The sequence below is a fragment of the Micromonospora sp. DT41 genome (assembly GCF_049841715.1).
Taxonomy (GTDB): Bacteria; Actinomycetota; Actinomycetes; order Mycobacteriales; family Micromonosporaceae; genus Micromonospora; species Micromonospora profundi.
On the sequence record NZ_JBNCKU010000005.1, the window covers coordinates 71,967 to 94,794 of the forward strand.

23 protein-coding genes are annotated in these 22,828 nt (G+C 71.5%); 15 read left to right on the forward strand and 8 right to left on the reverse strand.

Translation table 11 applies throughout. The features are described 5' to 3' along the window. Nucleotides 1–85: 85 nt before the first annotated feature. Nucleotides 86–1,258, reverse strand: a complete 1,173-nt coding sequence (locus tag ACLQ23_RS11085; RefSeq protein WP_355587199.1) for a thiolase family protein — start codon at nt 1,256–1,258, stop codon at nt 86–88. 79 nt (nt 1,259–1,337) lie between these two features. Between ACLQ23_RS11085 and ACLQ23_RS11090 the strand changes: the two genes are divergently transcribed. After that, complete coding sequence (locus ACLQ23_RS11090) at nt 1,338–1,772, forward strand: PH domain-containing protein (protein WP_355587201.1); 435 nt, start codon at nt 1,338–1,340, stop codon at nt 1,770–1,772. A gap of 7 nt (nt 1,773–1,779) precedes the next feature. Here the strand turns inward: ACLQ23_RS11090 and ACLQ23_RS11095 are convergent, their stop codons facing one another. Next, complete coding sequence (locus ACLQ23_RS11095) at nt 1,780–2,691, reverse strand: rhomboid family intramembrane serine protease (protein WP_355587204.1); 912 nt, start codon at nt 2,689–2,691, stop codon at nt 1,780–1,782. A gap of 100 nt (nt 2,692–2,791) precedes the next feature. Then, nucleotides 2,792–3,322, reverse strand: coding sequence for a peptidylprolyl isomerase (locus tag ACLQ23_RS11100; RefSeq protein ID WP_355587207.1), 531 nt, complete (start codon nt 3,320–3,322; stop codon nt 2,792–2,794). An 84-nt stretch (nt 3,323–3,406) separates the two neighbouring features. Between ACLQ23_RS11100 and ACLQ23_RS11105 the strand changes: the two genes are divergently transcribed. Then, on the forward strand, nt 3,407–4,186 hold the full coding sequence (locus ACLQ23_RS11105; protein WP_355628419.1) for a hypothetical protein: 780 nt from the start codon (nt 3,407–3,409) through the stop codon (nt 4,184–4,186). A gap of 110 nt (nt 4,187–4,296) precedes the next feature. Here the strand turns inward: ACLQ23_RS11105 and corA are convergent, their stop codons facing one another. The 4 genes from corA to ACLQ23_RS11125 all read right to left on the reverse strand — a co-directional run bounded on the left by corA (nt 4,297) and on the right by ACLQ23_RS11125 (nt 7,970). Next, a complete protein-coding gene (corA, locus tag ACLQ23_RS11110) occupies nt 4,297–5,445 on the reverse strand; it encodes a magnesium/cobalt transporter CorA (RefSeq protein WP_355628422.1) in 1,149 nt (382 codons plus the stop codon). Nucleotides 5,446–5,832: 387 nt separating this feature from the next. Then, nucleotides 5,833–6,927: a PLP-dependent aminotransferase family protein gene (locus tag ACLQ23_RS11115; RefSeq protein ID WP_355587215.1), complete on the reverse strand. Its 1,095-nt coding sequence runs from the start codon at nt 6,925–6,927 to the stop codon at nt 5,833–5,835. Nucleotides 6,928–7,032: 105 nt separating this feature from the next. After that, nucleotides 7,033–7,491: an ester cyclase gene (locus ACLQ23_RS11120; protein WP_355587218.1), complete on the reverse strand. Its 459-nt coding sequence runs from the start codon at nt 7,489–7,491 to the stop codon at nt 7,033–7,035. An 86-nt stretch (nt 7,492–7,577) separates the two neighbouring features. Then, nucleotides 7,578–7,970 carry a CBS domain-containing protein gene (locus ACLQ23_RS11125; RefSeq protein WP_355628425.1) on the reverse strand — a complete coding sequence of 131 codons (393 nt, stop codon included), beginning with the start codon at nt 7,968–7,970 and terminating at the stop codon, nt 7,578–7,580. Nucleotides 7,971–8,084: 114 nt separating this feature from the next. Between ACLQ23_RS11125 and ACLQ23_RS11130 the strand changes: the two genes are divergently transcribed. The 5 genes from ACLQ23_RS11130 to ACLQ23_RS11150 all read left to right on the forward strand — a co-directional run bounded on the left by ACLQ23_RS11130 (nt 8,085) and on the right by ACLQ23_RS11150 (nt 11,856). Then, complete coding sequence (locus ACLQ23_RS11130; protein WP_355587222.1) at nt 8,085–8,534, forward strand: NUDIX domain-containing protein; 450 nt, start codon at nt 8,085–8,087, stop codon at nt 8,532–8,534. Then, nucleotides 8,531–9,298: a hypothetical protein gene (locus ACLQ23_RS11135; protein WP_355587225.1), complete on the forward strand. Its 768-nt coding sequence runs from the start codon at nt 8,531–8,533 to the stop codon at nt 9,296–9,298. Before ACLQ23_RS11130 ends, ACLQ23_RS11135 begins: the two co-directional genes overlap by 4 nt. A gap of 77 nt (nt 9,299–9,375) precedes the next feature. Then, entirely contained in the window at nt 9,376–10,107 is a 732-nt protein-coding gene (locus ACLQ23_RS11140) for a phosphocholine cytidylyltransferase family protein (protein ID WP_355628428.1), read from the forward strand. Beyond that, on the forward strand, nt 10,095–11,162 hold the full coding sequence (locus tag ACLQ23_RS11145; RefSeq protein WP_355628431.1) for an iron-containing alcohol dehydrogenase family protein: 1,068 nt from the start codon (nt 10,095–10,097) through the stop codon (nt 11,160–11,162). Before ACLQ23_RS11140 ends, ACLQ23_RS11145 begins: the two co-directional genes overlap by 13 nt. Further along, nucleotides 11,137–11,856, forward strand: coding sequence for a CDP-alcohol phosphatidyltransferase family protein (locus ACLQ23_RS11150; RefSeq protein ID WP_355587232.1), 720 nt, complete (start codon nt 11,137–11,139; stop codon nt 11,854–11,856). Before ACLQ23_RS11145 ends, ACLQ23_RS11150 begins: the two co-directional genes overlap by 26 nt. Nucleotides 11,857–12,077: 221 nt before the next feature. On the opposite strand, the gene ACLQ23_RS11155 is transcribed toward ACLQ23_RS11150, so the two are convergent. Next, nucleotides 12,078–13,352: a glycosyltransferase gene (locus ACLQ23_RS11155; protein ID WP_355628434.1), complete on the reverse strand. Its 1,275-nt coding sequence runs from the start codon at nt 13,350–13,352 to the stop codon at nt 12,078–12,080. A gap of 24 nt (nt 13,353–13,376) precedes the next feature. Here ACLQ23_RS11155 and ACLQ23_RS11160 point away from each other — a divergent pair, with 24 nt between their 5' ends. The 8 genes from ACLQ23_RS11160 to ACLQ23_RS11195 all read left to right on the forward strand — a co-directional run bounded on the left by ACLQ23_RS11160 (nt 13,377) and on the right by ACLQ23_RS11195 (nt 22,818). Next, nucleotides 13,377–14,237 carry an Fpg/Nei family DNA glycosylase gene (locus tag ACLQ23_RS11160; protein WP_355587235.1) on the forward strand — a complete coding sequence of 287 codons (861 nt, stop codon included), beginning with the start codon at nt 13,377–13,379 and terminating at the stop codon, nt 14,235–14,237. A 265-nt stretch (nt 14,238–14,502) separates the two neighbouring features. Next, nucleotides 14,503–16,074, forward strand: a complete 1,572-nt coding sequence (locus ACLQ23_RS11165) for a sugar transferase (RefSeq protein ID WP_355588417.1) — start codon at nt 14,503–14,505, stop codon at nt 16,072–16,074. 38 nt (nt 16,075–16,112) lie between these two features. Beyond that, nucleotides 16,113–17,339: a sensor histidine kinase gene (locus tag ACLQ23_RS11170; protein WP_355628436.1), complete on the forward strand. Its 1,227-nt coding sequence runs from the start codon at nt 16,113–16,115 to the stop codon at nt 17,337–17,339. Next, complete coding sequence (locus tag ACLQ23_RS11175; protein ID WP_355587240.1) at nt 17,336–18,094, forward strand: LytR/AlgR family response regulator transcription factor; 759 nt, start codon at nt 17,336–17,338, stop codon at nt 18,092–18,094. Before ACLQ23_RS11170 ends, ACLQ23_RS11175 begins: the two co-directional genes overlap by 4 nt. 65 nt (nt 18,095–18,159) lie before the next feature. Next, nucleotides 18,160–18,822, forward strand: a complete 663-nt coding sequence (locus ACLQ23_RS11180; RefSeq protein WP_355587241.1) for a DUF5701 family protein — start codon at nt 18,160–18,162, stop codon at nt 18,820–18,822. Between the two features lie 122 nt (nt 18,823–18,944). Further along, the gene (locus tag ACLQ23_RS11185; protein WP_355587244.1) at nt 18,945–19,622 is read left to right on the forward strand and encodes a response regulator transcription factor; all 678 of its coding nucleotides are present in this window, start codon (nt 18,945–18,947) and stop codon (nt 19,620–19,622) included. After that, nucleotides 19,622–20,701, forward strand: coding sequence for a sensor histidine kinase (locus ACLQ23_RS11190; RefSeq protein WP_355588419.1), 1,080 nt, complete (start codon nt 19,622–19,624; stop codon nt 20,699–20,701). Before ACLQ23_RS11185 ends, ACLQ23_RS11190 begins: the two co-directional genes overlap by 1 nt. Then, nucleotides 20,698–22,818: a DUF4153 domain-containing protein gene (locus tag ACLQ23_RS11195; RefSeq protein WP_355587246.1), complete on the forward strand. Its 2,121-nt coding sequence runs from the start codon at nt 20,698–20,700 to the stop codon at nt 22,816–22,818. Before ACLQ23_RS11190 ends, ACLQ23_RS11195 begins: the two co-directional genes overlap by 4 nt. The last annotated feature ends 10 nt before the right edge of the window (nt 22,819–22,828 follow it).

A 22,828-nucleotide genomic window follows, 5' to 3' on the forward strand; every position in this document is an offset into this window, starting at 1 on the left:
CCCTAGGGTCGGTTGCCCCTCCCGGGCCACGCTTTTTCAGTGGCGGCGCGCCGCGACAGTTCGCCAGCGGCAGAGGGGCCCGGGATCAGACCAGCTCGACGATCGTGGCGTTGGCCATGCCGCCGCCCTCGCACATGGTCTGGAGGCCGTAGCGGATCCCGTTGTCCCGCATGTGCTGAAGCATCGTGGTCATGATCCGCGCACCGGAACCGCCGAGCGGGTGACCGAGGGCGATCGCGCCGCCGCGCGGGTTGAGCCGCTCCGGGTCGGCCTCGGTCTCCGCCAGCCACGCCAGCGGCACCGGGGCAAACGCCTCGTTCACCTCGTACACCCCGATCTCCTCGATGCCCAGCCCCGCGCGGCGCAGCGCCTTCGCGGTGGCCGGGATGGGCGCGGTGAGCATGGTGACCGGGTCGTCGGCGGCGACCACTGCGGTGTGGATGCGGGCCAGCGGGCGCAGGCCGTGCCGGCTGGCCCAGTCGGAGGTGGTCACGGCGAGCGCGGCGGCGCCGTCGGAGATCTGGGACGCGGAGCCGGCGGTCACCACGCCGTCAGCACGGAACGGGGTGGCCAGCTCGCCCAGCTTCTCCAGTGAGGTGGACCGGCGGATGCCCTCGTCGGCGGCGAACTTGCCGCCGTCGGCAAGCGGCACCGACGTCAGCTCCGGGTCGAACGCCCCGGCGTCCTGGGCTGCGGCGGCCTTCTCGTGGCTGGCCAGCGCGAACTCGTCGAGCTGGGTACGCGACAGACGCCACCGCTGGGCGATCAGCTCGGCCCCGACGCCCTGGTTGAACGGCAGCGGCTCGTCGTCGGCGAAGCCCTCGACGCCCCGGTAGCGGGCCCGGACCTGGTCGCTGAACGGCATGCCACCGCCCACGCTGGAGCCCATCGGCACCCGGGTCATCGACTCCACCCCGCCGGCGACCACCAGGTCTGCCTGGCCGGAGAGGACGGTAGCGGCGGCGAAGTGCAGTGCCTGCTGGCTGGAGCCGCACTGCCGGTCGATGGTGGTGCCAGGCACCGACTCGGGCCAGCCTGCGGCGAGCACGGCGTTGCGGGCGATGTTCCACGACTGCTCGCCGACCTGGGACACGCAGCCCCAGAAGACGTCGTCGACCTGCGCCGGGTCGAGGCCAGTGCGCTCGGCGAGGGCGCGCAGCACGTGCGCCGAGAGATCGACCGGGTGGACACCGGCGAGGCTGCCCTTGCGCCGCCCGACCGGGGTGCGTACCGCGCCGACGATGACCGCGTCACTCATGTTTACTCCCCGGTAACCTGACTGCCCCGATCCTACGTCGTCGGTGGACCGGCCGTCCGCCCCCGGGCATGCTGGGCGGATGGATGAGACCTCCACGACCCGGCAGTGGCGGGTGCCCGCGAGTCTTCCGGCGATCAAGATCGCCGGCGCGGTGGCACTCGTCGCGATCGGGCTGCTCTTCGCCGACGGCGACACGGTACGGCTGGTCCTGGCCTGCCTGGCGGCCGCCGCACTGGTGGGCTGGGCGGCACGCGACCTGGTCGCGCCGGTCCGGTTGGCGGTCGGCCCGGAGGGGGTCACCGTCATCCACGGGTTCGCCGGTCGGCGGATGCTGCCCTGGCCGGCGATCGAGGCGATCACCGTGGACCGCCGACCCCGGTTGGGGCTGACCACCGAGATGCTGGAGATCGACGCGGGCGAGTCACTGCACCTCTTCGGCCGCTACGACCTGGGCACAATGCCCGAGGACGTGGCCGCCGAGCTGCACGCCGCCCGCCCGGGCGCGACCGGATAGCCGGTGGTCAGCCCAGTAGCTGGGCGGTGCGGAACAGGACGAGGGCCAGCAGGATGAGCAGGATCACCGCACCGCCGCCGACCTGCACCAGCGTGCGCCGGCCCCTGGGCGCGTAGGCGAGAACCAGCGCCATCGCGGCACCGACCGCCAGGCCGCCCAGGTGCCCGGGGATCGAGATGCCCGGCACTGTCAACGTGAACACCAGGTTGATCACCAGGATCGGGATCACCTGGGAGATGTCCCGGCCCATCTTGCGCTCGATGATGATCAGCGCGGCGAAGAGACCGAAGACGGCTGTGGACGCACCGGCGGTGGCCGAGTTCTGCGCGCTGAACAGGTAGGCGGCGACGTTACCGCCGAGACCCGCGATCAGGTAGAGCGCAGCGAAACGCGCCCGCCCCAGGTTGGCCTCCAGCGAACGGCCGAGCACCCAGAGCGCCCACATGTTGAGCAGCAGGTGGATCACGCCGTAGTGCAGGAACATCGCGGTGACCAGCCGGTACCACTGGCCGTCGGCGATGCCGCCGAGCGTGCCGTCGGGGAAGACCGCCAGCCCGAGCACCGAACCCCAGTTGGTAAGCGGCGTGCTGCCGCCCATCAGACCGCCGAAGCCGGAACCGCCGACCGCCGCGTCACCACCCCGGTCGGAGGCGATGGAGAGCACCATGAGAAGCACGTTCAGCGCGATGAGCGCCTTGGTGACGTAGCCGTGCCGGCCGGCCGCACCACCACCGAAGGCGGTACGCGCCGGCCGGACACTACGACGTCCCTCGTCGACGCACTCCGGGCACTGGTGCCCGACGGACGCGTCCCGCATGCAGTCCGGGCAGATCGGCCGGTCGCAGCGGGTGCACCGGACGTAGGTCTCCCGACCGGGGTGCCGGTAGCAGACCGGGGTGGTCGGTGGGGACTCGCTCACCGGGCCGACCCTCCGTCCGTCACCGCGCGGGGCACCGGCGCTGGCCGGTGCGGTGCTCCGGAGCGCTCAATCATGCGAGCAAAGGTACCTCGCTGGTTCGTCAGCCAGCAGACCGCTCGATCTCGACCCGCTCGATCACGACGTCCTGGAGCGGACGGTCGCTCGGGCCGGTCGGGGTGTTCGCGATCGAGTCGACGACCTTCACCGACTCCTCGTCGGCGACCTGCCCGAAGATGGTGTGCCGGTTGTTGAGGTGCGGCGTCGGCGACACGGTGATGAAGAACTGCGAACCGTTGGTGCCCGGTCCGGCGTTCGCCATCGCCAGCAGGTACGGCCGGTCGAAGCGCAGCTCCGGGTGGAACTCGTCGGCGAACTTGTAGCCCGGCCCGCCCCGGCCGGTGCCGGTCGGGTCGCCCATCTGAACCATGAAACCGCTGATCACGCGGTGCGAGATGGTGCCGTCGTAGTACGGCCCGCTGCCCGGCTGGCCGGTGCGCGGGTCGGTGTATTCGCGGTTGCCCTCGGCCAGGTCGATGAAGTTGCGGACCGTCTTCGGCGCGTGGTTCGGGAAGAGCTCCAGACGGATCGGCCCAGCGTTGGTGTGCAAGGTGGCGTAGACAGCCTCGGCCACGGGTACTCCTCACTCGTTGGTCAGTTCCATGCGGATCCTCCCATGTGCCCGATCTGGCATCGCGGAGGCATCCGAAGGTGGAGGATGACGAAGGAACAACTCCCAGGAGGTGGGACCGTGTTTGGAATCGGGCGGCGTAAGTCCCAGGGTCAGCTGGCCAGAGCAGAGCTGAACCAGAGCATCAGCCACCTGATGCAAGCAGCCAACCACGCCGCTAAGGGCGCTGGCTCGACGGTCGGCCCGCGGGTGCAGGTCGCCCGTGGCTACGTTGCGCCGACGGCGGCGAAGGTACGCGATCGTGCGTCGACCGGCTGGGGGACGACACTCACCACGCTGGCACCGCTGGCCGCGGTGGCCCGTGATGGCGCCGCGCAGGCAGGGCCGTTGACCAGGAAGGCCAAGTCGAAGAGCATGCGGATCACTGGCAAGAAGAAGCAGCCGCGTCGTCGCGGCTCGATGATGACCGGCCTTCTGGCCGCGGGTGCCATCGCCGGCCTGGCCGGCGCGGTCGCTCTGCGTCGTCGCCGGGAGCAGCAGGAGTGGGCCGAGTACGACCCGACCCGCACCCTGGAGCCGATGCGCGACGAGGTCGACTCGTTCGAGGTGCGCACCCCGTCGACGCCGAAGGGTACCGACGGGTCGGCCATGACCGGGATGACCGGCGCGGGCAGCTCGGCGGTGGCCGGCGGCGACAGCGCCAGCACCACCGCCCCCGCCACCCCCGGCCCGTCGACGACCGGCATCCGCCCGACCGACAAGGTTCCGTCGGTCGCCGAGGGTGCCAAGGACGTCTCCGGCCGTCCGGCCGACGACATCTCCAAGGCGCTGGGCAAGGACACGGCCCGCACCAACGGCCGCCGCTGACCTCAGCGACAGCGCACCGGCGCCGGCGACGCGGGTTTCCCGCTCGCCGGCGCTTTCGCGCACTCAAACCCGTCGGCGCCCGTCGGTGCCGGGTTGCCCGGCGTACGCGGTCAGAGCCAGCCGTTGCGGCGGAACCAGCGGTACAGGGCGAGGGAGACCCCGAGCATGAGGGCCAGCACGACGGGATAGCCGTACGTCATCTTCAGCTCGGGCATGTTCTCGAAGTTCATGCCGTAGATGCCTGCGACGCCGGTCCAGAACGCGGCGATGGCCGCCCACGCGGCGATCTTGCGCATGTCGTTGTTCTGGTCGACGGTGACCTGGGCCAGGCGCGCCTGGAGGATGGAGTTCAGCAGGTCGTCGTAGGAGTTCACCTGCTCGACGGTGCGGCTCAGGTGGTCCTGCACGTCCCGGAAGTAGCGCCGGATCTCCTTCGGCACCTCGCGGTTGACCTGGGAGGTAAGCGTCATCAGCGGGCGCTGCAACGGGATCACCGCCCGCTTGAACTCCACAAGCTCCCGCTTCATCTGGTAGATCCGCTGGATCCGACCATGGCTGTTGCGGTCGAAGACCTCGGCCTCCAGGACGTCCAGGTCGTCCTCCAGCTGCTCGGCCACCTCCAGGTAGAGGTCGACCACGCGGTCGGTCACGCCGTACGCCACCGCCCACGGGCCGTGCAGCAGCAGGTCCCGCTTGGTCTCCAGCTCGGCGCGGACCGGGGAGAGCCGGCAGGCGTCCCCGTGCCGGACGCTGATCAGGAACTTCGGGCCGATGAACAGCATCACCTGGCCGGTCTCGACGACCTCGGAGTTCTCGGTCAGCTCGGCGTGCTCGCAGTACCGGGCCGTACGCAGCACGAGGAATGTGACGTCGTTGAACCGCTCCAACTTGGGCCGCTGCGCTGCCTTCACCGCGTCCTCGACGGCCAGCTCGTGCAGACCGTAGGTCTCCGCGATGGCTGTCATCTCGGCCAGCTCCGGCTGGTGCAGCCCGAGCCAGACGAAGCCGTGCTCCTCGCGGCGGGCCGCCTCGAGCGCGTCCGCGTACGTCCAGTCGCCGGGCTGCCGCTTGCCGTCGACGTACAGCGCGCAGTCGACAACGCCGCTGCGGCCGGAGCCGGCGGGGGCCGGCGTCGGGGGCGAGCCGTCGGCGTTGAGCATCCGGGTCACCGCCCGCACCGGGGACGGCCACGCCCGGGGTCGCAGCACCCGTCCGGTGCTCGGCAGCACCGACCGGCTGCGATCTTCCCGATCTGTCATCTCGACACCTCCCCGCGCTCGCCTGCGGCTTGCAGGCTACGCCGATGGTCGCCATCGGCAGGTGTGACGGCGGTCGCGGGGGCGGCGCCGGGCGGGCCGGGTCGCGTCGGGGGGTGAGAGGACGACACGGCCCACCCGGCGCCCATGGGGGCGGGGGTTGTGCTGCACGCGTGACCCGAAAACGGCGCGGCGGCCGCAGTCGCCTGCGGCGCTCACGACGTATGACGAATGACGCTCGCAGCATTGTGAGCCGCCGGCCGCCCGGGCGGGAGCCCCGGACGGCCAGCATCGTCGTTTTGTCAGGAACCCGACAGAATGCGCCCGCGCCAGTCGTCGACGGCTGGCGCGGGCGTCGCCTCTGGCCAGCCTCGACGGCCGGCGCGGGCCTCAGCTCCGGACGGCCTCGACGGCTTCCGCGAGCCGGCGGACACCCTCGTCGATCCGATCGGCGGTCACGGCCGAGAAGGCAAGCCGCAGGGCGTGCTGCCCACCGTCCAGAACGAAGTCGCTGCCCTTGACCACTGCCACCCCGCGCTCGGCCGCCGCCGGGGCGAGCTTGTCCACCAGGACGTCCTCGGGGAACTCCACCCAGAGGAAGTAGCCACCGTCGGGCTCGACGAACCGGGCCTGCGGCAGGTGCCGGCGCAGCGACTCGGCAAGCACCTGGGACCGCTCGCCCAGCGCCGCCCGGACGGTCTCGATCGAGCGGTCGATGTCACCGGAGACGCAGAACTGGTGCACGATCGCCTGCGACACCATGCCGGGCGAGATGTAGAGGCTCGTCGCGTTCTTCGCGATGTCGGCGATCAGGTCCGCAGAGCCGACCAGGTAACCGACCCGGACGCCCGGGCAGACCGTCTTCGTGAAGCTCGACGCGTGGACCACCACGCTGCGGGTGTCCATCGACAGCATCGACGGCAGCGCCTCGCCACGGAACCGGATGTCCGCGTACGGGTCGTCCTCGAAAATGATGAAGCCGTATTCCGCGGCAAGGTCGAGCAGTTCGCGACGCTTCTCCAACGACAGCGTCACGCCGGCCGGGTTCTGGTAGTTCGGGATGATGTGCGCGAGCCGGGGACGTACCCCGGACTCCAGCAGCTTGCGCAGCTCGGCGGTGTCCACGCCGTCGGGCTCGACCGGAACCCCGTACAGCTCGCTGCCCATCCGCTGCAGGTTGAGCAGCGTCCGGTCGTACGTCGGGCGCTCCACCACCACGGCGTCGCCGGGACGGACCAGGTGGTCGAAGAGGAACGCGTCGGCCTGGAGCGAGCCGTTCGTGACGAGCACCTGGTCGGCCTCGACACCGTGCTTGTCGGCGATCCACTTCCGCAGCGGAAGGTAGCCGACGGAGGTGCCGTACGCCGTGATCCCCGCAGGGTCGGCGTCGAAGGCGCGTACGGCGGCGGCCTTGAGGCCCTCGACATCGACGATGTCCAGCGAGGGCGCCCCACGGGCAAAGGAGATCAGCTGCTCGGCGGTCATGGCCATTGAGCGTACGGGCGACTGCGGGGCGCGCGCGGACGGCACGGCGATGTCCGCATCCTGAGCCACCGGACGGGTGACCCGACTCCACCGGTCGCCGTCAGATCAGACCGGAAGTGCGAGCGCGTCGTGCTGCGCCGACCGGGAAAGCCCCTCCAACTGCACGCCGAGCGCGTCGAGCAGGTGGCTCCAGTCGAAGTAGGAACGCCACGCGACGATCCGGCCCCGGCGGACCCGCACCACGTCCGCCACCTCCCAGCTCACCGACCGGCCGGTGGGCGCGACTGTGCCGTACGGCGAGTGCAGCGTGCCGGTGTGGGTGCCGGACAGGCGCAGCTCGACTGCCGCGCCGCCGGAAGTCCGCACCGAGCCCAGCGGGTCGACCCGCAGGTCGGGGAAGGCACCCGTCCAGGTACGCAACAACGCGGGCAGTTCGATCGGGCGGACCGTGACACCCGGCATGGAGTAGAAAGCCTCCGGGGCATACAGATCCGGGAGTCGGGCCACGTCCCGACTCAGGAGCATTGCGTACTGCTGCTCGACCAGGCGCTCCGCGTCACGCATCGGGCCCTCCCCCACGGGCGGCGGAATCTCCGCGCCCGCAGGGAATCCTTACCCGTCGATTCCGCCGGCACACCCGTATGGACCGGTCAGGTGGTGGCGACCGCCGGATTCTCCGACCAGACCCGCATGATGTCCCGTACGGAGATCACTCCGGCGACCTCCCGGCCGTCAAGCACCACGAGGTGCCGGAACCCACCCCGAGCCATCGCGGCGGCTGCCTCGGCGACCGTCCACTCCGGCCCGGCGTAGACGACGTCCCAGGTCAGGTGGGAGCGGGTGCGTTCCACGTCGCAGTCGAGGCCCGCGCCGATGGCCTTCAGCACGTCGCGTTCGGTCATGATCCCGACCCCTTCGGACTCCGGGTCGATCACGACGGCCGACCCGACACCGCGGGCCGACATCATCTGGGCCGCCTGGCGGAGCGTGTGCTCCGGACCGACGACGAGAACCTGGCTGGACATCGCTTCCCGTACCTGCATCACGCATCACCCCTGCCGACGTTGGCATCCGGTAGGGACATGGTGGTCTGTGGATGTTTCCTGGACAAGACCACGGCGTCGCCGAATCGCCGGACCGCTCGCTACTGTCAAACGGTGCCCACCGACCCCCTGCGCTGCGCCGGCGCGCTGATCGTCGACCACGACGGCCGCATCTTCTTCCAGCGCCGGTCGCCGCACCGACGGCTTTTTCCCAATTGTTGGGACATCGTCGGTGGGCATCTGGAGCCCGGCGAGGACGTCGACGAGGCACTCCGCCGGGAGATCACCGAGGAGACCGGCTGGCTCCTGTCGCACGTCCTCGGCCCGGTGGGCGAATACCACTACGTCGGTGACGACGGCCTGGCCCGGATCGAGCACGACTTCCTGGTACGGGTCGACGGCGACCTCGCCCACCCGAAACTTGAGGCAGGCAAGCACACCGAGTACCGCTGGCTGGCCGAGCACGAGGTGACGGTGCTGGATGAGAACCGCGACGTCAACGACGGCCTGATCAGGCGGATCGCGGAGGAGGGCTTCGCCGTCCTGCGGTCGATCGGTCTGTGAACACCATCGAGTTGGCGCCCCACCGGGCCGCCGGTCTGGTCGCCCCGGCCGTCGACCGCGCGTACCGCGCCGGAATGCTCGCCGGTCACGACTGGGGCGGAGCGGAGCTGAGCCAACGGTACGGCGGGCCGGCCGCCACCGGCCTCCTGGTCGAGCTACGGACCCGGCTGGCCGCACCCGGCGGCATCGTCGACGAGGCCGGGTTCGCGGCGGTCACCAGGTATCTCGATCCGGTGGTCAGCCGCCGGACTGTCGACAAGCAGGTCGCCTACGGAATGATCCACCGCCGCCCGGACGGCGGGCTCTGCGCCACCGAACGCGGGCTTGCCTTCCTCACCGAGCTGTACCAGGTGCACGCGGAGGTCACCGACGAACTGTGGGCCGGGCAGGACGAGCGGGTGGCGCGGCTGGTGGCGTCACTCGGCCGGGTGCTGGCGTACGCCCTGGTGCTTGCCGACGAGGAAGGCGACCGGGGCAACTCGGCATTCACCGCGATGGCGCCGCCGCACGAGCCGTACGGCGCCCCGGCGGGCGTGCTCCTGCTCAACCGGCTCGGCGCGCTGCGGTACCACCGGGCCGACGCGCACGCCGCCGCCTGGACGGCCGCCGGGCACACCGCGTCGAGCGTCGCCGCCCTGCCGCCCGGCCCGGAACGGCTCGCCATCGAGTTGGAGACCGACCGACGGGCGGCCGGCCCGTACGCCGTCCTCACCGCGGACGAGCGACTGACGATGCTCGCCGACCTGGCCGCGCTGCCCGGCTGACCGGTTGACCGGAGTCACCGGGCCGCCCGGGGCTATCCTCCACCGGTGACGGGAGCAGGACGAGGGAGGATGTCGCGATGATCGGAATGGTGCTCGCGGCCGGAGCAGGACGCCGGCTGCGCCCGTACACCGACACCCTGCCGAAGGCGTTGGTGCCGGTGGACGGCGAGATCACGATCCTGGACATCGCGCTGGGCAACCTCGCCGAGGTCGGGCTCACCGACATCGTGATCGTGGTCGGCTACGCGGCGGACGCTGTCGTCTCCCGTCAGGCGGACCTGGAGAAGAAGTACGGCGTCACCCTCACCCTTGTGCACAACGACAAGGCCGAGGAGTGGAACAACGCCTACTCCCTCTGGCTGGCCCGGGAGCACTTCGCGCGTGGAGTGCTGCTTGTCAACGGGGACACCGTGCACCCGGTGAGCGTGGAGAAGACGCTGCTGGCCGAGCGCGGCCCGGGGATCCTGCTCGCCGTTGACACCCTCAAGCCGCTGGCCGAGGAGGAGATGAAGACCACCTTCGACGCCGCCGGCCAGCTCACCCGCATCACCAAGATCATGGACCCGGGCGAGGCGTACGGGGAGTACATCGGCGCGACGCTGATCGAGCCGCAGGTCGCCGACGCGCTCGCCGACGCCCTAAAGGCGACCTGGCGGCGTGATCCGAACCTCTACTACGAGGACGGCTACCAGGAGTTCGCCGACCGGGGCGGCGAGGTGCGGGCGGCTCCCATCGGCGACGTCCCCTGGGTCGAGGTCGACAACCACGCCGACCTGGCCCGCGCGCGGGAGATCGCGTGCCTCTACTAGCCCGGAGTATCCTCACCCCGCTGCACATCGACGTACGCCGAGGTGCGGTCGCCGACCTGGGCGCGATCCTGGCCGACGGGCGGATCTCGGCAGGCGGTGACGTCGCGGTGGTGGTCGGCCCGGGTCAGGGTGCCCAGATCGCGGAGCTGATCCGACCGTCGCTGCGGACGGCCGACGTGTTCACCGTCGCCGGGGCGACGCTGGACGCCGCCGACGACCTTGGCGGCAAGCTCCGCGCCCGGTCGTACGACGCGGTGGTCGGCATCGGCGGCGGCAAGACGATAGACGTGGCCAAGTACGCGGCGACCCGCCGAGGGCTGCCGATGGTGTCGGTGGCGACGAGCCTCGCCAACGACGGGATCGCCTCCCCGGTGGCCAGCCTCATCACCGACGGGATCAAGGGCTCCTACGGGGTGCACATCCCCATCGCGGTGATCGTCGACCTCGACTTCGTGGAGAGCGGCCCGGAGCGGCACAACCGCGCCGGCATCGGCGACGTCATAAGCAACATCAGCGCCCTGGCCGACTGGGAGCTGTCCCGCCGGGTCCGCGGTGAACCCGTCGACGGATTGGCCGCGTCGCTGGCCCGGGCGGGCGCCGAGGCGGTGCTCAACCACCCCGGCGACATGACCGACGACGCGTTCGTCACAGTGCTGGCCGAGGCACTGATCTCCAGTGGCCTGGCGATGGCTGTCGACGGCACCAGTCGCCCGTGCAGCGGCGGCTGCCACGAGATCATGCACGCCGTCGACTCGCTCTTTCCCGGCACCGCCTCGCACGGTGAACTCGCCGGGCTGGGAGCGTTGTTCTGCACCTGGCTGCGCGGGGATCTACGCCGCTTCGGGGAGATGTCGGCCTGCCTGGCCCGGCACGGTCTGCCGCGTCTCCCCGCCGAGGTGGCGCTCACCGACGACCAGTTCGTGGAGGCCGTGCAGTTCGCGCCGCGTACCCGACCCGACCGGTACACCATCCTCGAACACCTGGCACTGTCGCCTACCGAGACGCGGGAGCGGCTGGCAGACTACGCCGGTGCAATCCGCGACCAGCTTGGCTGACCCCCGTCCCACCGTCGCCGACTTCCACCGGGTGAACCGGGGCGGCGGCCTGTTCAGCGAGTCGATCAGCCAGTGGCTGGGCGCCGTCTTCGCGCTCGTCGCCCAGCGCCTCGGGCTGCGCCCCACCGCGCTCACCCTCACCAACCTGGTGCTCGGGCTGGCCACCTCGATCACAGTTGTGGCGCTCGCCGGGCCGGTCGCCGCCGGTGACGTACCGGCCTGGGTGGTCGGTCTGCTCGCCCTGATCGGCTGGCAGGTGGCGTACTCCCTGGACTGCGCCGACGGGCAGCTCGCCCGGGTGACCGGTCAGGGCAGCGCGGCCGGCGCGCGGATCGACATTCTCTGTGACGTGGCCGCGCAGATCGCCCTGGTGGCCGCGCTCGCCGCAGTGGCGGTGGCGCAGGAGCCGGGCACGCCGACCTGGCTCGTGGCGACCTTCGCGGGCACCTGGATGGTCAACCTGGTCACGTCGGTGATGCAGTCCGGCCCCAACGCGGCAAGCATGGTCACCTCGACCTCGCTGCCGGTCCGCCTGGTGAAGCTGGTACGCGACTACGGCGCGGTGATCTTCGTGGCCGCCGTGGTGCTGGCCGTCGCCCCCGCGCTGGTCCTCTGGGTGATGGTGGCGTTCACCATCGTCAACGGCGGCTTCCTGCTGGCGAGCATCGCCTTCTCCGCCCGAGCCTCCCTGTAAGGAAGGGCCCCTTACTATCGCCTTTTGCATAGGAAGGGCCCCTTACTAACCACGCTGGGCGGCGCCTTCGTGGTCGGCGCCGCTGCCCCGGCACGCAGCGATCGAGGGCTACACCACGTTGCGGAGATCTTGGCAAGAAGCCGCCCCTATAAGGGCGTTTTCCTGCCAAGATCTCCGCACTCCCGCCAGGCGGGACAGCAGCGGGAGCCGGCAGGCCGGGATCAACGAGGGCGGGCCACGCCGGCGTAGACGTCTAGGTGCCGCTTGATGACGACGTCGGGGTGGAAAGTCTGCTCGTACCGCAGCCGGGCCGGTGCGGCGAGCGCGGCGGCGCCAGCCCGAGCGACCGGGAGCGCGGCGGCCAACGCGGCCGGGTCCGGCGGGACCACCCAGCCGGCGGTGCCGGTGACCAGGCCGGCCGGCATCGCAGACGGACCGGCCGGCGGCGGGGAATGGCCGGCGACGGCCGAGGCGACAGCCGCCGGGCCGGTGCCGGCGGGCTCGTGCGGGGCGTCCGCGCCGACCAGGTACGGGATGCCGCCCAGCGCGGTGCCGAGCACCGGCCGGCCACTGGCCAGCGCCTCGATGATCACGGTCGGTAGCACGTCGTGCCACATGGAGGCGGCGATCACCACAGCGCTCGCCTCGACAGCTGCCTGCACCCCGGCCCGGTCGAGCTGGCCCAGGTAGACCACGTCCTGTCGCTCCGCGGCTGCCGCCTCCACGAGCGGGCGCAACTCGCCGTCACCCGCCACGCGCAGCGTGCCGAGCGTGCCCACGGGGTGCCGGCGCCAGGCGTCCAGCAGCAGGTCCACACCCTTCTCGGGCGAGAGCCGGGCCATGTAGAGGAACCCGTCACCCAGCGGCGCCGGTCGGCCCGGGTCTGGCACGGCATTCGGCTTCACCACGATGCGATCGTCCGGAATGCCGTACTCGCGCAGGTGGTCGGCGATCGCCGTGGTGAGCGCGATGTACCGGTCCACCGACCGCCAGGTGCCCCGGTGCACGGCCAGGGTCGTCGCCATCAGGGCGGACTGGGCAGCCGAGTCGCGGTAGCAGCGGTGCTTGATCGCCGGTAGGCCCAGCGCCCGTCCCTTGCAGTCCTGGCAGATCACACCGTCGCGGAAGTAGATCCCCGAGGAGCAGACCTGCCGGTAGTTGTGCACCGTCTGCACCACAGGCACACCGTGCCGGTGGGCGGTCCGCACCACCCAGGGCGAGATCAGAGGGTACGGGTTGTGCAGGTGCAGCACGTCCGGCCGATGCGCGGTGAGCAGCCGGCTCAGGTCCTGCTGGGCACGCGGCGCCCAGATCGGCGAGATCGGCAGCAGCGCCTTGGCCGCCTTCGACATCGACGGGATCTCGTCGGAGCTGCGGATGAACGGCAGCACCTCGACGCCGGCGGCGCTGAGCTGGGCGATCTCCGCGTCGACGATCGTGTTCTCGCCGGAGGGCTGAGCTTCCCGGTACCGGTTGTGTGCCACCACGATTCTCACGGGAAAGAAGGCTACCGTTGGGTCGTGCCCGAACTACCGGAGGTTGAGGCGCTCGCGGGATACCTGCGACAGCGCGCGGTGGGGCGGCGTGTCGACCGGCTGGAGATCGCCGCGATAAGCGCCCTGAAGACGTACGACCCGGCACCGTCCGCGGTCGCCGGCCGGGCTGTCGTCGACGCCCGCCGGCACGGCAAGTTCCTCGACGTACTCATCGAGGGTGATCTGCATCTCGTTGTCCACCTGGCACGGGCCGGATGGCTGCACTACCGGGAGGCGTTCCCGTCCACGACGCCGCTGCGCCCCGGCAAGGGTCCGATCGCGGTACGGGTACGTCTCGACGACGGCTCCGGCTTCGACCTGACGGAGGCCGGCACCCAGAAGAAGCTTGCCGCGTACCTGGTCAATGAGCCTTCGGCGGTGCCCGGCGTGGCAAAGCTCGGCCCGGACGCGCTCGCCGCCGACCTGCCCACCTTCACCGAGCGGCTGCGCAGCCGGCGTGGGCAGATCAAGGGGGTGCTGACCGACCAGTCGGTCCTCGCCGGGGTGGGCAACGCGTACTCCGATGAGATCCTGCACGCCGCGAAGCTGTCCCCGTTCGCGATCACCGATCGGCTCACCGACGCCCAGCTCGCCGCCCTGCACACGGCGACGCGGCAGGTGCTCGGCGACGCTGTCGAGCGTTCCGTCGGTCAGCGCGCGGCGGAGCTGAAGGGTGAGAAACGCGCCGGCCTGAAGGTGCACGCCCGCAACGGGCTGCCCTGCCCGGTGTGCGGGGACACGGTGCGGGAGGTGTCGTTCGCCGATTCCAGCCTTCAGTACTGCCCGACCTGCCAGACCGGCGGGAAACCGCTCGCTGACCGACGGTTGTCCCGACTAGTACGGTGAGTAGCTCAACTCGGCGACTACAGAGCGGAATCGACCCGACTGGGCTGAAAGCTCCGGTCCACCGTTCTCGCCACACGCGTATCCATCGGTATAGTGGCCCGGTCCCCGGCTTCTGAAATGGTGCGGAGCCGGCCAGATCCCACCGTCACCATCGGTCGCCAATCTCTTTCGGGGCGGCGACCGGTCGGAGTCCGCGTGGGAGACTGGGACGGTGGGCGACCCGGGCCCTCACGGCGAGTGAGCGGCACGTGTCATGCGGGAGGACATGGGTGAGGTGACGACAAGCCTCCAGCGCCCGGTAACCAACGAAGGCCGGAGCAGACTCGTGCGGCACGTCGACAGCTTCGAGATCCAGCCGCCGACGCCGCCGTCACACAACGGCGTCCCTCGGTCGGCGTGGACCAGGGCGCGCCGTCGTGTCTCTCGTTGGCACCGCCCCTACATCGCGATCCTGCTGCTGCTGGACTTCGGCTCGGCGGCGTTCGCCAGTTGGATCGCGATCCAACTGTTCGACCAGGCCGCCTCCGGTTTTTCCGGCACCCACCAGGATCCGACCTGGTTCCACACCGTCTCCTACCTGCTGCTGCCGCTGGGCTGGGTGGTCATCCTCTGGAGCAACCGGGCCTATGACCGGCGCTATCTGGGGCTCGGGCCGGACGAGTTCAAACGGGTCATCCGAGCCGCCGTCACCGTCGCGGCCAGCGTCTCCTTCCTGGCCTTCGCCACCAAGACCGCGCTGTCGCGGTGGACGGTCGGCACGGCGCTGCTCGGGGCGCTCCTGCTGATCCTGTGGGGCCGTTTCGTGGCCCGCTGGGCGCTGCACAACATCCGTCGGCGGGCCGGTCAGGCCGCCCACCGGATGGTGCTGGTCGGCACCCTGCCGGAGTGCCTGGAGGTGTACGCGGCTGTCACCCGCAGCCCGGCCGCCGGGCTGGTGCCGGTCGCAATCCACATCACCGACGGGTACGCGGCGGCGCGCGGGATGCCCACGCCGGTGCCTGTGCACGCCGGGCGCGACGTCCTGGCCCTGGTCCGGGAGGTCGGCGGGGACACCATCGCGGTCTGCGGGTCGGCAAGTGCCGAGCCGGGCGAGTTGCGCCGGCTGGCCTGGCAGTTGGAGGGCTCCGGCGTCGACCTGGTGGTCGCCCCGCAGTTGACCGACATCGCCGGCCCCCGCGTGCACATCAGGCCCATCGAGGGCCTGCCGCTGCTGCACGTCGAGGAGCCGACCCTGTCCGGGCCGGCGCTGCTGGCCAAGAACCTCATGGACCGGGTTGCCGCCGGCCTCGGCCTGCTACTGCTGGTCCCGCTCTTCGTCGCCATCGCCGTGGCGATCCGGATCTCCGACCCCGGGCCGGTCTTCTTCCGCCAGCCCCGGGTGGGGCACGAGGGGCGCACGTTCCGGGTGTGGAAGTTCCGGACCATGTACGTCGACGCCGAGGACCGCCTGGCCAGCCTGACCGACCAGAACGAGACCGACGGCATGCTGTTCAAGATGAAGGAGGATCCCCGGGTCTTCCCGGTGGGTCGCTTCCTGCGGGCGTCCTCGCTCGACGAACTGCCGCAGTTGATCAACGTGCTCTGGGGCGAGATGTCGCTTGTCGGGCCCCGTCCGCTGCCAGCCGACGACGGCGACTTCCTCGGCGACGTACGGCGCCGGTTGCTGGTCCGTCCCGGCATGACCGGCCTGTGGCAGGTCTCCGGTCGCTCCGACCTGTCCTGGGACGAGGCTGTCCGGCTCGACCTCTACTACGTCGACAACTGGTCGCTGGCGTACGACCTGAGCATCCTCTGGCGCACCGTCGGGGTGGTGCTCGCCCGCAAGGGCGCGTACTAGGGCTTGGCCTGTCGGGCCGGAGGGGCCAGGATCGCTGCGTGGGTGGCAACCTCTCCGCCGTCGTCGGCGTCGTCTCACTGGTCACCGCGCTCACCGCTGCCCTGCTGGCGGTGTTGCGGCTGCGCGCCCGACGCGGCATCGCCACAGCCACCCAGCGGGCGACCTACGAGGTGCTGCACACCGCCGGGTTGGCCGCCGAGCCGCTGCGGGCGGGGCTGAGCGCGGCCGGCGCGGCGAAGGCCGTACGCCATCTGCGGGCCCTGGTGGGGGCGGCCGGGCTGGCTCTCACCGACGCCGAGCAGGTGCTCGCCCTCGACGGGCGTGGCACGCACCACGGCGAGCAACTGCTCGCGGCGGCCCAGCGGTCGGTGGCCACGGGGCGTTCGACGGTGCTCGGGGAGGCCGACCTGCGGTGCGACCGGGTCGACTGCCCGATCCGGGGGGCGGTGGTGGCGCCGCTGCACGGGCCGGACGGCCGGGTGGTCGGTGCGCTGCTGGCGATCTCCGACAGCCCACCGGCGCCCGGGTTGGTGCAGGCCACCCTGGAGACCGCCCACTGGGCTGGTAACCAGCTCGCGCTTGCCGAGCTGGACTCCTCGCGGGAGCGGCTGGCGCGGGCCGAGATCCGTGCCCTGCGGGCGCAGATCAGCCCGCACTTCATCTACAACGCGCTTACGGCTATCGGCTCGTTCGTCCGTACCGACCCCGAGCGAGCGCGGGAGCTGATCCTTGAGTTCGCGGAGTTCACCAGGTACTCGTTCCGGGCGCACGGGGAGTTCACCACCCTCGCCGAGGAGTTGCGGTCGATCGACAGGTATCTGACGATCGAGCGGGCGCGCTTCGGCGACCGGTTGCAGGTGCGGTTGCAGATCGCCCCGGAGGTGCTGCCGGTGACGCTGCCGTTCCTCTGCCTCCAGCCGTTGGTGGAGAACGCGGTTCGCCACGGGTTGTCCCGTAAGCCGGGCACGGGCATGGTGAGCATCGAGGCCCGGGACGCGGGCGCCGAGTGCCACATAACCGTGGAGGACGACGGGGTGGGAATGGATCCGACCGCGCTGACCGCCGGCATCGCCGAGCTGGCCCGCGCCACCGCCGACCCGGGCGACGACACGGGCCAGCACGTCGGCCTCTCCAACGTCGACGAGCGGCTGCGGTCGGTCTTCGGGGACCGCTTCGGCCTGGTCGTCGAGACGGGACTGGGGTCGGGCACGAAGGTGAGCATGCGGGTGCCGAAGTTCCATCCAGGTGTACGGGCCGGCTCGTGACCTCTGGGTTCCTGCGGGTCCTGGCGGTGGACGACGAGCCGCCTGCGCTCGACGAGTTGGCGTACCACCTGCGGGCCGACCCTCGGGTGGCCCGGCTGCACACCGCCGGGGACGCCACCGAGGCGCTGCGGTTGCTCCGCGACGGTGACGTCGACGTGGTCTTCCTGGACATCCGGATGCCCGGTCTGGACGGCATGGAGCTGGCACGGGTGCTGCGTCGGTTCGCCCGGCCACCGGCGATCGTGTTCGTCACCGCGTACGACGACGGCGCTGTGGACGCGTTCGACCTGGGTGCCACCGACTACGTCCGCAAGCCGGTACGCGCCGAGCGGCTGGCCGAGTCCCTGCGCCGGGTGATCGGCTCACGGGTGGTGCCGTCGCATCCGGCGGCGCTTGCCCGCGCCGAGGAGGATCCGACGATCCCCATCGAGCTGGCCGGCACCACCCGCATGCTGCCCCGGTCGGCGGTGCGCTGGGTGGAGGCGCAGGGGGACTACGCCCGGCTGCACACAGCGGAGGGGTCACACCTGGTGCGGGTGTCGCTTGCCACGCTCGCGGAGCGGTGGGCCGATGCGGGCTTCGTACGCGTCCACCGGTCGTACCTCGTGCAGTTGAAGTTGATCGCCGAGCTGCGCCTTGTCAACTCCGGTTACGTGGTGGTTGTCGACTCCACCGAGCTGCCGGTGAGCCGGCGGCACACCCGGGAGCTGAAGGACAAGCTGGTCAGGGCGGCCAAGCAGGACTGGAGTCGCTGATTCGGGAATGACAGAACCCATCCCGTACGTTGTACGCTAGGTCGTACGACTTCCGGGAGGCTGCCGTGACCGAGACTCTGTTCGACGTCGAAACCGAATTCGACCGCCAACTCGACCGGCTCGTGGAGCTGGGCTACCCGGCCCTGGCCGGGCTGCCGGAGAGCGCCTTCCGCGACCTGGTCGCCCCGCTGCGGGCCCAGGCCGTCAAGGGCGCCCAGGGCCTGCCGGCGCCCACCGACGCCCGGGTGCCGTTCCTGCTTGTCATCACCAGGGACCTGATCGCTGTGGAGGCCCGCCTCGAACTCACCACGGTTGTCGGCAAGCGCAAGCCCGGCTTCGTCGACCACAACTACGCGGAGGACGACCTGCCGCGCTTCAACCCGATCAAGGAACTGGAGGTGCCGGCCGGGCCGGCGTACCTGCTCTTCGACGTCGACCGGGGCGAGGAGTTCCGCAACCTCGCGCCGGCCGCGGCGCTGGACGGGATGACCGCACAGGGCCGGCTGCCGCTCACGATCGATGAGGGGCTCGCCTTCATCACGCTGCACCCGGCGGCGCTGGCAAGCAACAAGTGCTTCTCGCTTGTCGGCTCCCGCTGCGGCGACAAGCGGGTGCCTGCGCTGTGGATCAGTCAGGGCGCGCCGAAGTTGGGCTGGTGCTGGTACGGCAACCCGCACACCTGGCTCGGCTCCGCCTCGGCTCGTCCGGAGCGCGTCGGCCTGGACTGACCTGCGGTTGGGCCGGCCGATCGGCTCACCCCTGGAGTTATCCACAGGGGTGAGCCGTTCTCCACAGGTTATTCACAACGCGACCCACTGATCTCCACGGCGGCTCCCTACAGTCAGAGCCCATGAAGGAACGCCGCGTCCTGGTGGTCGAGGACGAACGCACCATCGCCGAGTCGGTCGCCGCCCGACTCCGCGCCGAAGGTTTCCTGGTGGAGATCGCCGGGGACGGCCCCAGCGCTGTCGAGCGGTTCCGGGCCGGACAGCCCGACCTCGTCGTACTCGACGTGATGCTGCCCGGCTTCGACGGCCTGGAGGTGTGCAGGCGGATCCAGGCCGTCCGGCCGGTGCCGGTGCTGATGCTCACCGCCCGCGACGACGAGACCGACCTGTTGGTCGGGCTCGCGGTCGGCGCTGACGACTACCTCACCAAGCCGTTCTCGATGCGCGAGTTGGCCGCCCGGGTGCACGTGCTGCTGCGCCGTGTGGAACGGGCCGCCGCCCCCGCCCCACCGGCCATCCGCCTCGGCGACATCGAGATCAACGAAGCCGAGCGGCGGGTACGCCGGTCCGGCGCGGACGTCCACCTGACGCCCACCGAGTTCGACCTCCTTGTGCATCTCGCGGGACGACCGCGCACGGTCCTTCCCCGGGAACGACTGCTCGCCGAGGTCTGGGGATGGGCCGACGGCAGCGGCACCCGCACCGTTGACAGCCACGTCAAGGCGTTGCGCCGCAAGCTCGGCGCCGACCTGATCCGAACCGTCCACGGCGTCGGGTACGCCCTGGAGGTGCCCGCGTGATCAGCCGGCTGGATCGGGTGCATGACTGGCTGGATCGGGTGCTCCCCCGCCCGCTGGATCCGGTCCGCTCGATCAAGATGAAGCTCGGCGTCCTGCTTGTCGCCTCCTGGGCCGTGGCCATCGGCTACTTCTGGTACGGCATCGGCTGGCTCCCACCGGGCACGTCGATCACTGTCATCTGCATCGCGCTTGTCACCTCCCAGGTGCTCGCCCACGGGATGACCTCGCCGCTGCGCGAGATGACAGCCGCCGCCGGGGCGATGGCCCGGGGCGACTACACCCGACGGGTACGCGCCACGTCCCGCGACGAGGTCGGTGAGCTGGCCCAGGCGTTCAACAAGATGGCCGAGGACCTGCACGCCGCGGACCAGCGCAGACGCGAGCTGATCGCGAACGTCTCCCACGAGCTGCGTACGCCGATCACCGCGTTGCAGGGCGTTCTGGAGAACATGGTGGACGGGGTGGCCGAGCCCGAACCGGCGGCGCTGCGCGCGGCGCTGTCGCAGACCCAGCGTCTGGGCCACCTCGTGGCCGACCTGCTCGACCTGTCCCGCCTCGACGCCGGGGTGGTGCCGTTGCGCCGGGTCCGCATCGACGTGGGGGACTTCCTCGACGAGGCGGTGGAGCACGCCACCGCCAGCGCGGCCGGCGCAGGGCTGGACGTGCACTTCCGGCTCGGCGAGCTGGCGGCGCCGCTGACCGTGCACGCGGACCCGTGGCGGCTGCACCAGGTGTTCGCGAACCTGCTGGACAACGCGGCGCGGCACAGCCCGCCCGGCGGCACCGTACGGGTGAGCGCCGACGAGCACGCCGGCCAACTCCACTTCGAGGTGAGTGACGAGGGGCAGGGCATCCCGTCGGCCGAACGGTCCCGGGTGTTCGAGCGGTTCACCCGCGGCGACCGGGCGGCCGGCGGTGGGACCGGGCTGGGCCTTGCCATCGCCCGGTGGGTCGTGGAACTCCACGGCGGCCAGATCCGCGTTCTCGACCCCGCCGGAACACCCAGGGGCACCGCACCCGGCTGCCACATCCAGGTCACCATCCCGAGCAACGGATCACTTCGAGAAGAGGCCGCATGACCAGCCCCGGCAGTACGTCCGCTCCGGCGACCGGACCGGTCGGACGGCCGCCCGCCCCGGGCCAGCCCTGGTTCGGTCCCGGCCCGGCGAGCCCGCCGACAGCTGGCCAGTCCCGGCCCTGGCCCGCCCCGCCCCTCCCACCACGGCAGCCGTCGTTCGTCGACAAGCACTGGCCGGGTCCGTCCCGCGCCCCGCACCCGCTGCTCCTGACCGTGCTGGCGGTGGCGGCAGCACTCGGTGCCTCGACGCTGACGGTGGTCCGTCCCGGCCTCGGCTGGCTGGTGGCCGCGCTGGCGGCCACGGCCGCGCTCGCCGTCGCGGGCGCCGTCCGGCCGGGCACGTCGTCGCCAGCGGGAAGCACCGGACAGACCTCGCCCGGCGACGCACCCGCCGCCCGGCAAGCGCCGCCGCCCGCTGCTGCGTCCGCCCCCACCGCCGCCGGTCCCACGCCGGTGACGCCGTCGCCCGCCGCCACGTCTACCTCCGGTCCCACGCCGGCCACGGCGCCGCCCGCCGCCCCATCTGCCTCCGGTCTCCCGCCGGGGACGCCGTCGCCCGCCGCCGCCTCCACCGCCACGCCGGTCGCACCGCCGGCCGACTCGAAGCCGGCTGCGACCGCCGCGACGTCACCGGAAGCGTCGACCGCCGCACGGTCCGAACCGGAGCCCACCGAGACGGCCGCACCGACCACCGCGCCACCGCCGGCAGTCACGCCGACGCCAGCGGCGGCCACGCCGCCGGCGGCCCCGACCACCGCACGGCCCGCAGCGACCACGCCGAGTCCGTCCACGGCAGCGGCAGCCGCTCCGGCGGTAGCGACCGCCCGTCCCGATGCCACGGGGGCACCGGGGCGGGCGGCGCAGGCCGCCTGGGCCGCCGCGACGGTCGCGCTTGTCGCCGTGGGCACGGTCCGGGCCGCCGGCTGGCTGTTCGTGCTCTGCCTGCTCGCCGCCGCGGTGACCGCGACGCTCGCGGTCACCGGCGGACGGACCCCTCTCGGGATGCTTGTGGCCGCGACGCTGCCGCCCGCCGCCGCGGTACGGGCGATGCCCTGGGCGGTACGCGGATTGCACCGCACCGGCCCGGTCGGGCCCGGGATCGGCCGGATCATCACGAGCCTCGCGGTCTCGGCCGGTCTCCTGACGCTGTTCGGCCTGCTCTTCGCATCCGCGGACGCGGTCTTCGCCGACCTGGTGAGCGGCCTCCTGCCGGACATCTCGTTTGCCGGTCTGTTCAATTGGCTGATGCGGCTGGGGATTGTCGGCATGGGCCTGCTGGCCGGCGCGTACCTGGTCAACCGCCCGCCCGACCTGGCCAGCCTGCGCGCGACGCCGGGTCGGCCGGCGCACCGGCTGGAGTGGATCCTGCCGCTGGTGCTGCTCGACGCCCTGTTCACGGTGTTCGTCCTTGTGCAGTTGACTGTGTTCTTCGGCGGCGCGGGGCACGTGCTGCGCACGGCAGGGCTCACCTACGCCGAGTACGCCCGCGGCGGTTTCTGGCAACTGCTCGCCGTCACCGCCCTCACCCTGCTGGTGATCGCGGTCGCGGCCCGCCGGGCACCGAAGGCGACCCGCGCCGACCGGATTCTGGTCCGCGTGCTCCTCGGCGCGCTCACAGTGCTCAGCCTGGTCGTCGTCGCCTCGGCGCTCTATCGGATGCAGGTCTACGCCGACGCGTACGGCGCCACCCGGCTGAGGTTGTTCGTGGCGACCGTCGAGCTGTGGCTCGGGCTGCTCTTCGTCCTGGTGGCGGTGGCAGTGGCCCGACTGCGGGCGGACTGGCTGCCCCGACTGGTGATCGGCACGGCGGTGCTGGCGCTGCTCGGGCTGGCTCTGGTCAACCCGGATCGGCTGATCGCCGACCGGAACGTCGACCGTTATCTGGAGACCGGCCGCCTGGACGTCAGCTACCTGTCCGGGCTCTCCGCCGACGCCGTACCGGCTCTGGACCGGCTGCCCGAGCCGATGCGGACGTGCGCGCTGGGGCAGATCGCCGCCGAACTGCCCCAGGACGGCTTCTGGGCGACGAACCTCGGCCGGGAGGAGGCCCGGCGGGTACTCGGCCCGATGCCGGTCACCGGCAGCCTGGTGGACTGTCCCGGTCTGCGGCGCTGGTGACGCTTGACAT